This is a genomic window from Candidatus Symbiopectobacterium sp. 'North America', assembly GCF_015762685.1.
Classification (GTDB): domain Bacteria; phylum Pseudomonadota; class Gammaproteobacteria; order Enterobacterales; family Enterobacteriaceae; genus Symbiopectobacterium.
In genome coordinates this window covers 20,417-35,583 of record NZ_PEHF01000057.1, presented here as the reverse complement: position 1 = coordinate 35,583, position 15,167 = coordinate 20,417, and the positions used below count along the sequence as shown (strand labels likewise).

General features: G+C 50.4%; 12 protein-coding genes and 4 pseudogenes. 9 read left to right on the top strand and 7 right to left on the bottom strand.

Translation table 11 applies throughout. The features are described 5' to 3' along the window. The first annotated feature begins 196 nt into the window (after window positions 1-196). Both CS369_RS13030 and glpK read left to right on the top strand, forming a co-directional pair. Window positions 197-1,012, top strand: coding sequence for an MIP/aquaporin family protein (locus CS369_RS13030; protein ID WP_196907426.1), 816 nt, complete (start codon window positions 197-199; stop codon window positions 1,010-1,012). Window positions 1,013-1,075: 63 nt separating this feature from the next. After that, window positions 1,076-2,584, top strand: a pseudogene (glpK, locus tag CS369_RS13025) (glycerol kinase GlpK). A gap of 50 nt (window positions 2,585-2,634) precedes the next feature. On the opposite strand, the gene CS369_RS13020 reads toward glpK, so the two are convergent. After that, window positions 2,635-3,162: a gluconokinase gene (locus CS369_RS13020; RefSeq protein ID WP_196907425.1), complete on the bottom strand. Its 528-nt coding sequence runs from the start codon at window positions 3,160-3,162 to the stop codon at window positions 2,635-2,637. 25 nt (window positions 3,163-3,187) lie between these two features. After that, window positions 3,188-3,951: pseudogene (gene idnO, locus CS369_RS13015) on the bottom strand (gluconate 5-dehydrogenase). A gap of 429 nt (window positions 3,952-4,380) precedes the next feature. On the opposite strand from idnO, the gene CS369_RS13010 reads away from it, so the two are divergent. The 4 genes and pseudogenes from CS369_RS13010 to fpr all read left to right on the top strand — a co-directional run bounded on the left by CS369_RS13010 (window position 4,381) and on the right by fpr (window position 9,199). Continuing rightward, entirely contained in the window at window positions 4,381-5,370 is a 990-nt protein-coding gene (locus tag CS369_RS13010; RefSeq protein WP_196907424.1) for a substrate-binding domain-containing protein, read from the top strand. Window positions 5,371-5,791: 421 nt separating this feature from the next. Beyond that, window positions 5,792-7,051, top strand: a pseudogene (locus CS369_RS13005) (MFS transporter). Window positions 7,052-7,301: 250 nt separating this feature from the next. Further along, complete coding sequence (gene glpX / locus CS369_RS13000) at window positions 7,302-8,312, top strand: class II fructose-bisphosphatase (protein WP_196907423.1); 1,011 nt, start codon at window positions 7,302-7,304, stop codon at window positions 8,310-8,312. Between the two features lie 140 nt (window positions 8,313-8,452). Further along, window positions 8,453-9,199 carry a ferredoxin--NADP(+) reductase gene (gene fpr / locus CS369_RS12995; RefSeq protein WP_196907449.1) on the top strand — a complete coding sequence of 249 codons (747 nt, stop codon included), beginning with the start codon at window positions 8,453-8,455 and terminating at the stop codon, window positions 9,197-9,199. Window positions 9,200-9,274: 75 nt separating this feature from the next. Here the strand turns inward: fpr and CS369_RS12990 are convergent, their stop codons facing one another. The 5 genes from CS369_RS12990 to CS369_RS12970 form a co-directional block, all read right to left on the bottom strand. Then, window positions 9,275-9,505, bottom strand: a complete 231-nt coding sequence (locus tag CS369_RS12990) for a helix-turn-helix domain-containing protein (protein ID WP_196907422.1) — start codon at window positions 9,503-9,505, stop codon at window positions 9,275-9,277. 75 nt (window positions 9,506-9,580) lie between these two features. After that, entirely contained in the window at window positions 9,581-9,952 is a 372-nt protein-coding gene (locus CS369_RS12985; RefSeq protein WP_244664986.1) for a Crp/Fnr family transcriptional regulator, read from the bottom strand. Window positions 9,953-10,432: 480 nt separating this feature from the next. Then, entirely contained in the window at window positions 10,433-10,942 is a 510-nt protein-coding gene (locus CS369_RS12980) for an FAD-binding protein (protein WP_196907420.1), read from the bottom strand. A gap of 86 nt (window positions 10,943-11,028) precedes the next feature. Then, the gene (locus CS369_RS12975) at window positions 11,029-11,397 is read right to left on the bottom strand and encodes an FAD-binding protein (RefSeq protein ID WP_210769493.1); all 369 of its coding nucleotides are present in this window, start codon (window positions 11,395-11,397) and stop codon (window positions 11,029-11,031) included. A 160-nt stretch (window positions 11,398-11,557) separates the two neighbouring features. Continuing rightward, window positions 11,558-11,860 carry an FAD-dependent oxidoreductase gene (locus CS369_RS12970; protein WP_196907418.1) on the bottom strand — a complete coding sequence of 101 codons (303 nt, stop codon included), beginning with the start codon at window positions 11,858-11,860 and terminating at the stop codon, window positions 11,558-11,560. Window positions 11,861-12,288: 428 nt separating this feature from the next. On the opposite strand from CS369_RS12970, the gene CS369_RS12965 reads away from it, so the two are divergent. The 3 genes and pseudogenes from CS369_RS12965 (at window position 12,289) to glsA (ending at window position 15,141) form a co-directional block, all read left to right on the top strand. Continuing rightward, window positions 12,289-12,882, top strand: coding sequence for a DUF1454 family protein (locus CS369_RS12965; protein ID WP_196907417.1), 594 nt, complete (start codon window positions 12,289-12,291; stop codon window positions 12,880-12,882). A 103-nt stretch (window positions 12,883-12,985) separates the two neighbouring features. Continuing rightward, window positions 12,986-13,753: a triose-phosphate isomerase gene (gene tpiA / locus CS369_RS12960; protein ID WP_196907416.1), complete on the top strand. Its 768-nt coding sequence runs from the start codon at window positions 12,986-12,988 to the stop codon at window positions 13,751-13,753. 391 nt (window positions 13,754-14,144) lie between these two features. After that, a pseudogene (glsA, locus tag CS369_RS12955) lies at window positions 14,145-15,141 on the top strand (glutaminase A). The last annotated feature ends 26 nt before the right edge of the window (window positions 15,142-15,167 follow it).

Below are 15,167 nucleotides of genomic sequence, written 5' to 3'. Positions count from 1 at the left end.
GGGCGTAAGTAACCGTACAGCGGCGCTTTGATAGGCGAATACGCTCATTTTTATGACGAACAACACACATTTTGATTTCAATATTTCTCGTTTTCGAACATTAATGATAAATTCACATCGTCCACACATTTATACAGGGTCGCTCTATGTCAGCGGCCTGAACATTACTCTGTAGCCCCGTAAACAGGAAACCATTATGAGTCAATCGAGAGTGCCAACCTTAAAAGGCCAATGTATCGCCGAGTTTCTCGGCACCGGTCTGCTAATCTTCTTTGGAGTAGGTTGCGTGGCAGCATTAAAACTTGCCGGTGCCAGCTTTGGTCAATGGGAAATCAGCGCTGTCTGGGGTTTAGGCGTCGCCATGGCAGTCTACCTGACTGCGGCTATTTCCGGTGCCCGCCTTAACCCGGCAGTTACCATCGCCCTGTGGCTGTTTGCCTGCTTCGACGCGCGCAAGGTGATTCCTTACATCATTGCGCAGGTAGCAGGTGCATTCTGCGCCGCCGCGTTGGTGTACGGTCTTTATCACAATTTGTTCGCAGATTTTGAACAGACTCACAACATCGTGCGCTGTAGTGTGGAAAGTTTAAATCTGGCGGGCACGTTCTCGACATACCCGCATCCGCAGATTTCTGTATTCCAGGCCTTTGTGGTGGAAATGGTCATCACCGCCGTACTGATGTGTTTGATTCTGGCGCTCACCGACGATGGCAACGGCGTGCCACGCGGTCCGTTAGCGCCGCTGCTGATCGGTATCCTGATAGCAATAATTGGTGCCTCCATGGGTCCGTTGAACGGGTTTGCGTTAAACCCCGCACGTGACTTCGGTCCGAAGCTGTTTGCCTATCTGGCAGACTGGGGACAAGTGGCCTTCACCGGCGCGCGTGATATTCCGTATTTCCTCTTGCCGATTTTCGGACCAATCGTTGGGGCATGCCTGGGTGCTTTCGGCTACCGTGCCCTCATTGGCCGTAATTTGCCTTGCGATGTACAAAGAAACGCAGCGTACTGAAGCACGCTAAGCTACGCCCACGGCATACGCTTTTTTACCCGCTACACAACAGGATTAGAACCTATGACACCGGAAAAAAAATACATTGTCGCGCTGGATCAGGGTACTACCAGCTCCCGTACCATCATACTCTATCATGATGCCAACATCATCGCCATCTCCCAGTGCGAATTCACCCAGATTTACCCCAAAGCAGGCTGCGTTGAACACGACCCGATGGAAATCTGGGCAACGCAAAGCGCCACGCTGGTTGAAGTGCTGGCCAAAGCCGATATCAGCTCTGATGAAGTCGCCAGTATAGGTATCACCAACCAGCGTGAAACCACGGTGGTGTGGGAAAAAGAGACAGGCAAACCGGTTTACAACGCTATCGTATGGCAGTGCCGCCGTACCGCTGATATTTGTGAAACCCTGAAAAAACAAGGCCTGGAAGATTATATCCGTACCAACACCGGTCTGGTGGTCGACCCTTACTTCTCCGGCACCAAGGTGAAGTGGATTCTGGACAACGTGGAAGGGGCACGCGAGCGCGCCAAACGTGGCGAACTGCTGTTCGGCACGATTGATACCTGGCTGATTTGGAAAATGACCCAGGGTCGCGTACACGTGACCGATTACACTAACGCCTCACGTACCATGCTGTTCAACATCAAGACGTTGGACTGGGACGATCGCATGCTGGAAGCGCTGGATATCCCGCGTATTATGCTGCCACAAGTGCGCCCTTCTTCCGAAGTCTATGGTCAAACCAACATTGGCTGTAAAGGCGGCACACGTATTCCTATCGCCGGTATCGCAGGTGACCAACAAGCGGCCCTGTACGGCCAGCTTTGCGTTCAACCGGGCATGGCGAAAAATACCTACGGTACAGGCTGCTTCCTGCTGATGAACACAGGTAAAGAGCCGGTGAAATCCCAGCATGGTCTGCTGACCACCATCGCCTGCGGCCCGCGTGGCGAAGTGAACTACGCGTTGGAAGGTTCTATGTTCGTCGGCGGTGCTTCTATTCAATGACTGCGTGATGAACTGAAACTGATCGGCGAATCTATGGACTCCGAATATTTCGCCACCAAGGTGAAAGATTCCAACGGTGTCTACGTTGTTCCTGCCTTTACCGGGCTGGGCGCACCTTATTGGGACCCGTATGCCCGTGGTGCCATCTTCGGCCTGACACGCGGTGTGAATTCCAACCACATCATCCGCGCTACGCTGGAATCCATTGCTTATCAAACGCGTGATGTACTGGATGCCATGCAGGCAGATTCAGGCACACGTCCGCAATCACTGCGCGTTGACGGCGGTGCGGTTGCCAACAACTTCCTGATGCAGTTCCAGTCAGATATCCTCGGCACTCGCGTAGAACGCCCTGAAGTGCGCGAATCTACTGCACTGGGTGCTGCGTTCCTGGCTGGTCTGGCTACCGGCTTCTGGAATGATTTGGATGAAGTGAAGAGCAAGGCAACGATTGAACGTGAATTCCGCCCCAGCATTGAAACCGTGGAGCGTAACTATCGTTATAGCGGCTGGAAGAAAGCCGTGGCACGTGCTCAAGCGTGGGAAGATCACGAATAATTCCCGTAGGGAAAACCGCAAGGGCGCAGCTATCGCTGCGCCCTTTTTTATTAACCGGCAACGGGTAATCGCTCAGGCGTCAGCGCATTGATGCAGCGCTGTACCACACCGTCGACGGGTACAGCGATATCTACCGCCACCACATCCGGTTCGTCCGCCTGTGGCGTTTCGAGCGCCATAAACTGGATTTTGAGCAAACTTTCTGGCATGAAATGGCCTTTACGCTGCTGCATACGCGCTAACACCAGCGTGTAATCCCCCGTCAGCCAGAGAAAGGTAATACCGTGATTTTCCTTCCTCAGCCGATCGCGGTAGCGTTTTTTCAGCGATGAACAGACCAGAATGCCTGTCTCATTCTTTTGTTGCAGACTGAAGATCACATCGTTCAACCGCTCAAGCCAAGGTTCACGGTCATCATCATTCAGCGCCTGCCCCTGTGACATCTTGAGAATATTGTGACGCGGGTGCAGATCGTCACCATCAATGAACTTGGCCCCTAACCGCTGCGCCAACTGCGCACCCACGCTCGATTTTCCCGTGCTGGATACGCCCATGATCACCACGCATTGTCCTGCCATAACGGCTCCTTGTTACACCGCGTGCTTAAACGGCGACCAGCATGCCTCCATCAACAAACAACAAATGTCCGTTAACAAAATCAGATGCCCGTGAGTAGAGATAAACCGCCGCGCCGATCAGCTCTTCCTAGTTACCCCAGCGCGCCGCGGGCGTACGTTTACACAGCCATTGGGTAAAGGCTTCATCCTCGATCAGCGCTTTGGTCATGTCAGTTTTGAAATAACCCGGCGCAATGCCATTGACCTGAATGTTATAACGCGCAAGTTCAACGCACATACCAGCGTCAGCATTTTCACCGCCCCTTTAGAGGCGGTATAGGGGGTAATGGTGTCCCGCCCAAGCTCACTCTGCATTGAGCAGATATTAATAATCTTGCCGCGTTGCCGTTTCACCATAAAGCGAGATACCGCCTGAGAAACCAGAAACACAGATTTCTGATTGACGTCGATCACCGCATCCCATTCATTTTCAGGAAACTCAGTGAAAGGATGACGGCGTTGGATGCCGGCATTATTAATCAGCACGTCAATTGCGCCAATATTTTCTTCAATATCAGCAATGGCGTTATTAACCGCCTGACCGTTGGTCACATCAAAGGCGCAGGCATCAGCCACAAACCCAGCATCACGTAATTGGCTGGTAGCATGTTGGGCACGATCGTCAATAATATCGTTGATAATAATATCGGCACCTTGCTCGGCTAAACCTTTCGCCAACAGAAAACCAATACCCTGCGCTGAACCCGTAATAAGGACTTTTTTATTTGTTAACGAAAAAAGATCTTTCATTATGCTTTCTCGATAAATAATAGAACGGCGTGTCCTATTGATAGCGACAAGAAACTCAAAGCCCGCTGAAAAGAAGGCTCAATAAGTGATCGTGTGGGGTGCCGCTGTCGTGATAATAACCGCGGCGCAAATAACATCGCCAATGCCAGACGCCCTATTATCAAACTGGTTTATTGCCAGCAAAACTGTGAGAAAGATCACTCAATATCATGTTACAAAAGGAGGTTACTTTTTACGTGATCCTTCGCGCGTATTTCTACTGGAATATCGGCTACCGTTCGTCCGACTCACGCTAACACACGAAAAACACTTATTATTTTTGCGCTCATTGCCATGTTACGAGAGGTATTCCAGTAACACGCTTTCCTTTTCCCAGAGCGGCAGTGCATAATCCTCGTTTTGAATCAGGCGACACTCGGGCTTTCCTGCATGAAGAACCAGCGTGTTACGTTACAGGACATCACACAATTATCAGGCGTCACCAAGATGACCGTCAGTCGTTATCTGCGCACGCCGGATAAAGTGTCGCCTGAAACCGCGCAGCGCATCGCTCAGGTGATGGCGGAAGTGAATTACACCCCCGATGAACGTAAAGAGGCGACACAAGCGCCCGCCCAGCGCATCGGCATTCTGGTACCCTCGTTTAATAACCAGATTTTTTCCGATCTGTTGGCCGGGATTGAATCGGTTACCGCGCTGAACGGCTACCAAACACTGGTGGTCAATTACAACTACGATAAAACGCGGGAAGAAGAACAGATCGTTAACCTGCTGTCCTGTAACATTGCTGGCTTGATTCTTACCGACTCCGAACACACGCTGCGTGCTAACAAATACCTCGATTCCGCCAATATTCCCGTCGCTCAAGTGATGGATCTGGAGCCGTTGCCAGGCCGCATTGTGGTCGGGTTCAACAATACCCAGGCCGCCTATGATATGACGGTGGCGATTCTGGCCAGTGGTAAACGCCACGTGCTCTACTTTGGTTCCATGTCCGACGTGCGCGACCGCAAGCGCTATCAAGGCCATAGCCGCGCCATGCAGGAAGCGGGATTTGAACCGATGCAAATTTCGCCCAACAAGATCTCTTCTGTGTCGATTGGTGCTGATATGCTGGCACTGATACGCCAGATGTATCCACAGGTAGATGCCATCTTCTGTACCAATGACGATATCGCCGTTGGGGTATTGCAAGAGTGCTTGCGCCTGTCGCTTAACATACCGGGTCACATCGCGATTTCCGGTTTCCACGGCTTGGATATTGTGCAAGCCACGACACCCGCCATTGCCAGCGTAGTCACGCCCCGTTTTGAGATGGGTAAAGTGGCAACAGAAATATTGATTAAAAAAATCAATAAACTGCCAACGATTGAATACGTTGATTTGCATTATCGCCTTTCACTGGGCGGTACGCTGTAATCACCTGCCAAACGCGCCATAGCCACCAACATGCGGCGTGACTCACCGCCAAATGTCAGGCCGATAACGTTGCCGGTAACATTTTTTTAACATGATTTACAGTGATTTATGTCACAAAAATAAAAGCTGAAAAAGGTTCTCATATTTACAACGTCAACAATGCCTGATGACAGTGAAGTGCAAAATAAGTATCAGCAATATTTATATTGCCATTGATTAATTAACATTCACTCGGAGCACCTATTTCTAAAATAGATCTCAACGCAAGATGATGCGCATTAATAATACGCATCACGTAAACCCTTTTACATAAAATTATGTGCCTTATCATTTGATTTGGCATTCAGGAATGTTTTTCAACATTATCCTGCTGCACGATAAGATGCAGATGATAACAATGCAAAATAAACAGGTAACCAAGATGACGACTAAAAAATTAGCTGTTCAGCGTTGGTGGTATTTAATGCCCATCATTTTTATTACCTACAGCCTCGCCTATCTCGATCGCGCCAAATATGGTTTCGCAGCCGCAGCCGGTATTGAGGTAGATTTGGGCATCAGTAAGGGAACGTCTTCACTGATTGGCGCGCTGTTCTTTCTCGGCTATTTCTTCTTTCAGGTACCAGGCTCCATTTACGCCGTTAAACGCAGTGTGCGCAAACTGATTTTTGTCAGCCTGATCTTGTGAGGATTGTGTGCCGCCGCCACCGGGTTGGTCAATAATATCCCGATGCTAATGGTGATCCGTTTCATACTCGGCGTGGTAGAAGCCGCGGTGATGCCCTCCATGCTGATTTACATCAGCACCTGGTTCACCAAAGAGGAACGTTCACGCGCCAACACCTTCCTGGTATTGGGTAATCCGGTCACCATGCTGTGGATGTCCATTGTCTCCGGCTACCTGATCAATGCTTTCGGCTGGCGTGAAATGTTCATTATCGAAGGCGCGCCAGCGATTATCTGGGCGTTTATCTGGTGGTTCCTGGTGCGTGATAAGCCCTCTGAAGTCACCTGGATGAGTGCTCAGGAAAAGGCGGATTTCCAGGCGGTGATGGATGCGGAGCAGAAGAACATCAAGCCGGTACGCAACTATGGTGAAGCTTTGCGTTCACGCAATGTGATTATCCTGTGTGCCGTTCATGCCTTGTGGAGCATCGGGGTTTACGGCTTTATGATGTGGATGCCGTCAATCCTCAAATCGGATGCCTCTCTGGATATCGTTTCCGTCGGCTAGCTCTCGGCACTGCCTTACTTTGCTGCCATCGTGCTGATTCTGACGGTCTCCTGGCTGTCGGACAAAATGCAAAACCGCAAGCTCTTTATCTGGCCCCTGCTGTTGATCGCGTCGTTAGCCTTCTTCACCTCTTACGCCATTGGCGCGCAGCACTTCTGGGTGTCTTATGCGCTGTTAGTGGTTGCGGCTGCCTGCATGTATGCCCCCTATGGTCCGTTCTTCGCGCTGATTCCTGAACTGTTGCCTAAAAACGTTTTTGGGGTATCGATTGGTTTGATCAACAGCTTTGGCGCACTGGGCGCATTCCTCGGAGCCTGGCTGGTCGGCTACCTCAACGGCATTACCGGCAACCCGAGCATGTCCTATAGCTTTATGGCCGTTGCCTTGCTGCTCTCTGTGGTATTAACCATTACGGTTAAAGCGCTGGGCAGTGAGAATAAAGCGTAACTCGCCGCTTCACACCGTTAATACTCATGACGCCACTCTACTGAGCTGCGTTAAAGGTCACTGACAAATTGACTTACAACAGTCATTACCGCCTACCTAAGAAAGGTAAAGCTGTTTTGTCAGCACAGCCCTTGCTTATTGCGCCCGATGCATTCGCCACTCCCTTGATATCATCCAGCTCCCGCCCGCAGCGAGTGTGGTAAAATCGCGCTCAATTCCCCTTTTCCTATTACACAATAGACAGGTATCCATGAAACGTGAATTGGCGATTGAGTTTTCCCGCGTGACAGAAGCTGCCGCGCTGGCAGGCTACAAATGGCTTGGCCGTGGCGATAAAAATGCCGCTGATGGCGCGGCGGTGCAGGCCATGCGCATCATGCTCAATCAGGTTGATATCAACGGGCAGATCGTGATCGGTGAAGGCGAGATCGACAAAGCCCTCATGCCTTACATCGGTGAGCAGGTCGGCACCGGCGTGGGCGATGAGGTGGATATTGCCGTCGATCCCATTGAAGGCACACGAATGACGGCGATGGGACAAGCCAATGCGCTCGCTGTACTGGCCGTCGGCGAAAAAGATACCTTTCTGCATGCGCCCGACATGTATATGGAAAAGCTGATCGTCGGTCCGCAGGCCAAAGGCGCTATCAACCTGGCACTGCTATTGGCGGATAACCTGCGCAATATCACCATCAAAATTGGCAAACCGTTACAGCAGTTTACAGTGATCACACTAGCGAAACCACGCCACGATGGAGTGATTGCCGAAATGCAGCAACTGGGCGTGAAAGTGTTTGTCATTCCCGACGGTGATGTCGCGGCCTCGATTCTGACCTGTATGCCTGACAGCGAAGTCGATGTGCTGTATGGCATCGGCGGCGCGCCGGAAGGGGTGATTTCCGCTGCGGTGATCCGCGCGCTGGATGGTGATATGCAAGGTCGCCTGCTGGCACGTCATCAGGTTAAAGGGGACAGCGAGGAAAACCGCCGTTTAGGCGATCGTGAACTGAAACGCTGTGCAGAAATGGGAATTGAAGCCGGGCGTGTACTCACGCTGAGCGATATGGCGCGTAATGACAACGTGATCTTCTCGGCTACCGGTATCACCAAAGGCGACCTGTTGGAAGGGATTGCGCGCCGGGGTAACATCGCCACCACCGAAACCCTGCTGATTCGCGGCAAATCACGCACCATCCGGCGTATTCGTTCAACACATTATCTCGATCGCAAAGATCCCGCGTTGCATGACTTCCTGCTGTAATCGCATGAATGCACAAGGTCTATTGCATTGATTGTTTCACTGTTCTTAAAGAATCGCGTATCGTAAAGGCCCTATCCCCTGACGCACCGTTTCGTGAGCGGATGGCCTGAGTGACCGAAAAACATCAGGAGCACAGCACTATGGCAGAGTGGATAACCGGTAACGTTATTCAGGTAACAAATTGGACGGACAGCCTTTTCAGCATTCAGGTTCAGGCGCCGATTGCTGCGTTCACTGCGGGTCAGTACGCCAAACTGGGATTGGAAATTGACAGCGAGCGCATCCAGCGCGCCTACTCCTACGTGAATGCCCCCAGTAATCCCACTCTTGAGTTTTATCTGGTCACCGTGCTGGATGGTAAGCTCAGCCCTCATTTGCACGCTCTGCAATCCGGAATGCCACTGGAAATCACCAAAGATGCGGCGGGTTTCTTTGTGCTGGAAGAAGTCCCTGATTGCGACACGCTGTGGATGCTCGCGACCGGCACCGCCATCGGCCCTTATTTGTCGATTTTAGAGGAAGGGAAGGATCTGGAGCGTTTCCAGCACATCGTATTAGTGCACGCGGCGCGCTTTGCCAATGACCTTAGCTACTTGCCCAAGATGCAGCAGCTACAGCAGTGTTACGGCGATAAACTGCGGATACAAACGGTCATCAGCCGGGAGACGCAGGTCGGCTCCCTGACAGGGCGCGTTCCGGCGCTTATCAGCAGCGGAGCGTTGGAGAAGGCTGTCGGATTGCCACTCAATGCGCAAACCAGCCATGTGATGCTGTGCGGTAACCCGCAAATGGTGCGCGACACCCAGCAATGCCTGAAAGAGCAACGGGAAATGACCAAGCACCTGCGTCGCCGTCCGGGGCATATTACCAGTGAGCATTATTGGTGAGAAGATTCGGTGTGGCTGGCTTACCACTGTCTGGCTGTTTAGGCCACGCGGTGTTTTTTTCGCGCTAATGAAAGGTTATTTTTCAGAAAAATAACTAAGCCAGTCATATACATCATCAAACAGCTGATGATGGACAATAATCGTTTTATTTTCCCGACATATCAGCCCTTCACGTTGCCAAAGTGCCAGTATTCTAGAAATGGTGACGCGAGTCACGTTGATGATCTGACCGTATTCCTCATGGGTCAACGTCAGCGGCACGGTATACCAGCCTGCTTTAGGCTCAATCCCATCTTCTAATAACATGCTTTTCAGCAGAATTTTAAGACGTTGCGCGGGTTCACAACTGGTGTTGGTGATTACCGCCTCCAGGCTGCTCTCCTACTTGGCCACAACGTGACGGCATATTTTTATCGCCAGTTCAGCATCCTGCCGCATGGCATCCAGCAAAATATCAGGGGGCACCACCAGAATATCCGCATCCCGGATCACGATGGTGGTGACATTAACATGCTGTTTGGTAATACAAGTGATATCCCCCATCGTGCGTTCTGGCAGCACCAGTGAGAATGACATCGGGTTATTTTCAACATAGTTGGCATAATACATACAGAGCCCATTAACCAAATAGAATAACCGCTGCGATTCCCCACGACTCTTGATGATGGTGCCTTTCTTATAATGTTTCAGAGTTCCATATCGTTGATATAATTCGCGAAGTTCAACAATATCTTTCGGGTATATCCAGAGCATTTGGTAGAAAATGTGTCTCATTATTATTTCCCTGTTTTATGGAATGATATAAGCACATCAAAATATAATTCATTGTAAAAGAAATAGATTAATCAATATCGAGTACGATTATGCGCATCAGTTTCCCGTTTGGAATTACTACCGCGTCAAACCACATTTTGTTAAATTCACGGCATTCATTTACCCATGCATTTTTAAACCCGAGGACAGCAGGAATAAAGGAAGGTAAATAACGTCGTTGACATGTTGCATAAAATAATCGATGAGAGAGGAAGTTAAAGGCGTTTGTTGAAAACAATGTTATGAAATGATTAACCGCTATTACAACCGCAAGTTGATTCACTCAGGCTGAATCAACCCGAGTGAATCTGTGAGTGCATTTCAGGAGGAAAGCAATTAACTCTTTTTATCGCTGGCTTTCATGACCAGTGGCTTTTTTGCCCCCAGGTCTTGCGCAATGTTTTCCGCCGCAATGCGCGCCTAGTTGATAGCAAAGCCAACGGTGCTGCCTGCCATCACCAGATCGTAACTGTCACCGTACATGCCTCCGGCATCGTTGCCGATCACGTACAGACCAGAAACCGGGACGTTTTTATCATCAACCGCCTGCAATTTTTCGTTCACCTTCACGCCGCCCAAGGTACCGAGTGAGGTTGCCACACTCTTTACCGCATAGAACGGTGCTTTCGCAACAGGGCGCAGATAGCGGGCATCTTTCACGAAATCTTCATCGTGGCTGACGTTGCAAAATTGGTTATAACGCTCAATGTTGTCTTTCAGCGTTTGATAATCCATGCCGGTTTTTTGCGCCAGCTCTTTGATGGAGTTCGCACGGAACGCTTTTCCGGCCGCCTCACCTTTGGCAAAGTGTTCTTCCAGTTTAGTGAGTTTAGTGAGTTTGGTAGCAACGGGGACCATCACGCCAACGCCAACATCAATGCCGTGATCGACCATGTAGTTTTTGGTGTCCTCGTCATACAACACAAACATGGTTCCACCCTGATTTTCCAGGTCATTGCCAGCAAAAGGCCACTGCTAAATATTGGCTTCGTTGGTGAATCGTTCGCCCTTTGTGTTTAGCCACAAATGAGGCTGTTTGGCAGAAGCCGCGTAATGGTTGGTGGTGGACTCTTTGACGGCCCCGGACGATAGGACATATTGATAAATTCACGGCCATCCTTTGCTGCGCCGGCTGCCCAGGCCATTTTAATGCCGTCACCCACTTTCCCCGGGATACTAACCACTTCCACATCGGGGAAGCGGGTATACTCGGTCAGCATCTCTTTATTGCTGCCGAAACCACCGGTAGCAATAACCACGGTTTTGGCATTGATACGAATGGCTTGACCGGCAGAGCTTTCTGCCATGAGTCCTACGACTTTTCCTTTTTCATCGGTGATGAGCTGTTTGCCTGCTGTTTTCGGCAAAATGCTGTTGTAGAACATCAATCACTGCGCGCCCACGGCCCTGATAAATATGCCAGGTATAATAGCCACCGGGGTAATTCGAGGTCAGCTTCTCAAAATGAACGCCGAGATCTTGTAGCCAATCAATGGTATCCGCTGATTTATTAATATAATTGCGTACCAGCTTGGCATTAGGTCGCTAGTGGCTATAATCCATCACTAGGTTAAAAGCCTGATCGCGGGTAAATACATGATTATTTTCCCGCTGTATTTTACTTTCTACCGCAAATATCCCTTCCGAAAATTGTCCGGTTCCCCCGGTTTGCGGAAGTTTCTCCAGATTAATAACTTTCAGACCCTGTTCGGTTAATGCATAGGCTGCCGCAGACCCTGATGCCCCAGCACCGACCACCACCACATCCGTGTCCATGACTTGTTCCGCATTCGCGGTCATTCCAAAACACGAAAGAATAGCGGCAGTTAGAATTGATTTTACTCTCATTTCGCTCCCCTCAATACTATATATTATTATGTTGAAACCGATGTAATTTACACACTGGTTAACGGGTTATATATCAAGAAAAATCGTCACTTACGTATACCGTGATACATTATTGCGAATATTTTAAATCTGTTAATAACCTCTCATTTTAGTTGATAATATTTATTCACCCTACAACTACAAATAAACAACAATGCGTAATATAACGCTAACAAAGAAAAGGTATTGTATATTCTCGTATCGATACGTTTATTCTCAGGGTGAATACTTCTTACTGACAGAATGGTTCGACAAGGGTGTGCAAGCACGTGCCTTTTGACAATCGCGCCCAAATCCCGCTTTAATCAGACAAGCGCCCGTTGTCATTGCCTCCGATCTTGCTCTGACAACGCTCTCTTTTGAAAACGGAACACTTCAATAGCGGAACTATGACTATACGACTCGTTGCCCCAGCGTTACTCCTGCTTTTACTGACGTCTGGACTGGAGGTTCACGCGCAACCACTTGTGCCGTCAAAAGACGCCACGGTGGCACCGTACCTGCTGCCCGACGCGCCAACATTCGACCAGACTATCCCACAATTTCGCACGCGCTATAACCTCAGCAACCCCTCATTACCAATGGGTGAATTCCGCGCGATGGATACTGGAGAGCCTGCCGCACCGCTGACGCGAGCTGCGAGCAGAATCAATGCCCAACTCTACGCCTCAACCGCGCTGGAGCGAGGCACCGGCAAAATAAAAACCATGCAACTGACCTACCACCCTCAGGCAGGCGATCCTGAAACCGGCGCTCGCCGTGCGCAGGCTATCCAGTATATGGCCGCGCTGCTGCGTCACTTCATTCCCTCGCTCTCCGAGGAACAAAGCAGCAAGAAGATTACGGAATTGGTGGATATCGGCAAACGTCAGGGCTTTTACCAACAAACGGAAGGCGCATTGCGATATGTAGTGGAAGATAATGGGGAAAAAGGGATAACATTCGCTGTTGAACCGATTAAGCTAACGCTATCTGAACCGTGATCGCGCTGGCATTGAGTGATGAAAATCCGAGCTTCTTGCGGGTTTGGTCTCTATACTGTCTGAAAAATAAAATTACTTGCTATCCCTATTCGGAGGAAAAAAGATGCGTCATCCATTAGTAATGGGTAACTGGAAGCTGAACGGCAGCACGCACATGGTTATCGAGCTGATCGCCAGTTTGCGTAAAGAGCTCAGCACAGTGACTGGCTGCAACGTCGCCATCGCGCCGCCCGAGCTGTATCTGGATCAGGGAAATCATCAATTGTCCGTTGGCCGCATTGCGCTCGGCGCACAGAACGTCGATGTTAACCTGTCCGGTGCCTACACGGGCGAAACCTCTGCCACCATGCTGAAAGACATTGGTGCGAAATACATCATCATTGGCCACTCCGAACGCCGCACCTACCACAAAGAAAGCGATGCATTCATTGCGAAAAAATTTGGTGTGTTGAAAGAAGCCGGACTGATCCCCGTGTTGTGCATTGGTGAAACCGAAGCTGAAAACGAAGCTGGTGAAACCGAAGCGGTTGTCGCCCGTCAGTTGGATTCGGTATTGAGCACACTGGGTGCCACAGCCTTCAACGATGCGGTTATCGCCTACGAACCCGTATGGGCCATTGGCACTGGCAAATCAGCAACCCCGGCTCAGGCACAAGCGGTGCATAAGTTTATCCGTAACCATATCGCCAAGCAGGACAAAGCGGTCGCCGATCAGGTCATCATTCAGTACGGTGGTTCGGTCAACGCAGCCAACGCCGCAGAACTCTTCACGCAGCCGGACATCGACGGCGCACTGGTAGGTGGCGCGTCGCTGAAAGCCGATGCCTTTGCCGTGATCGTAAAAGCCGCCGCAGAAGCCAAGCGCGCGTAATGCGGTAATACTGCAACAGCGCGTCTGTTTTACGGATGCGCTGTTTTACTCTCTTGCTCCCACCTCTCGCTGTACTCCTTTTCTGAAACTCTTGTACCGCCTCGCGCCAAGCACTTAATCATTCGCAGTGAATTTTTCACGTTACTAAATTAAAAATTTTATTTCTGAAAAACAAAAAAACCATTTACGGGATTAAATATTTTAAATATCTGGATATTTATTATTTTCTATAAAACCTACCTTTTACCTCAAGACGTATACGTCTCAAATCACACCGTAATCATCATGCCACGCTGTACTACGCTCTATGAAGGGAGAAAGCGTCTCAGTGAGGCCATTCCTATAAAATTGATAAGTAAGGAAAATTTCGGTCTATTACGGAGATATCACCATGCCCTTTGACGAATCCAGCAATACTTTCAGCCCCTATGTTTCAACCGGACATCTGCCGGACCAGGACACCGTTACACAATTGATTCAGGAAGCCCACCAGCATTTCGGGCAGAATCACGAGGGCGTCGTTTCTAAGTTTTATCCTGCACTTGAACGCGTACCTCCCGCGCTCTATGGCATTTGCATGGTGGGCACTAACGGCGCAGTACAAGCCGCAGGTGATGTGGATTATTAGTTCACCATCATAGCCCTTTGTCTTTGCGCTGGTGTGTCAGGCACTGGGTGCCCGCGTCGCACGCGAAAAGTTGGGCGTAAACAGTACCGGTATGCCGTTCAACTCTGTCACGGCCGTTGAGTTCACCGCAGACGCCCGCACCAATCCGATGGTGAATCCGGGGACAATCGCCACCACCAGCTTGATCCCCGGCAACACCAGCGACGAGAAATGGAATTTTATTTACAGCGGGTTATGCGGTTTCGCGGGCAGAGAACTCACCCTTAACGAAGAAGTGTATCAATCCGCCAGTGAGACCAATTTCCGCAATCGCGGCATCGCCAATCTGCTATACAGCTACGGGCGGCTCGGCTGTGATCCGGCCATTGCCGTTGATTTATATACCCGCCAATGCTCACTCAACATCAGCGCCCGCGATCTGGCGGTGATGGGGGCGACGCTGGCCGATGGTGGCGTTAACCCTGTCACCCGCGACCGCGTGGTCAACAATGACGTGTGCCATTACGCCCTGGCCGTGATGGTCACCGCTGGGCTGTATGAAACATCCGGCGACTGGCTCTACGATATCGACCTCCCCGGCAAGAGCGGCATTGGCGGCGGTATCGTCACTGTCTCGCCCGGTAAGGGCGGTTTAGGCACCTTTGCGCCCTTACTTGACGGTGCGGGCAACAGCGTCAAAGGCCAGTTGGCCGCACGCTTTCTCTCCCGCAGCCTGGGTATGGATATGTTCGTCTCCGAACCTTACACCGAAAAAAGCTGATCATCGTTGCTGTAACCAACGCAAAA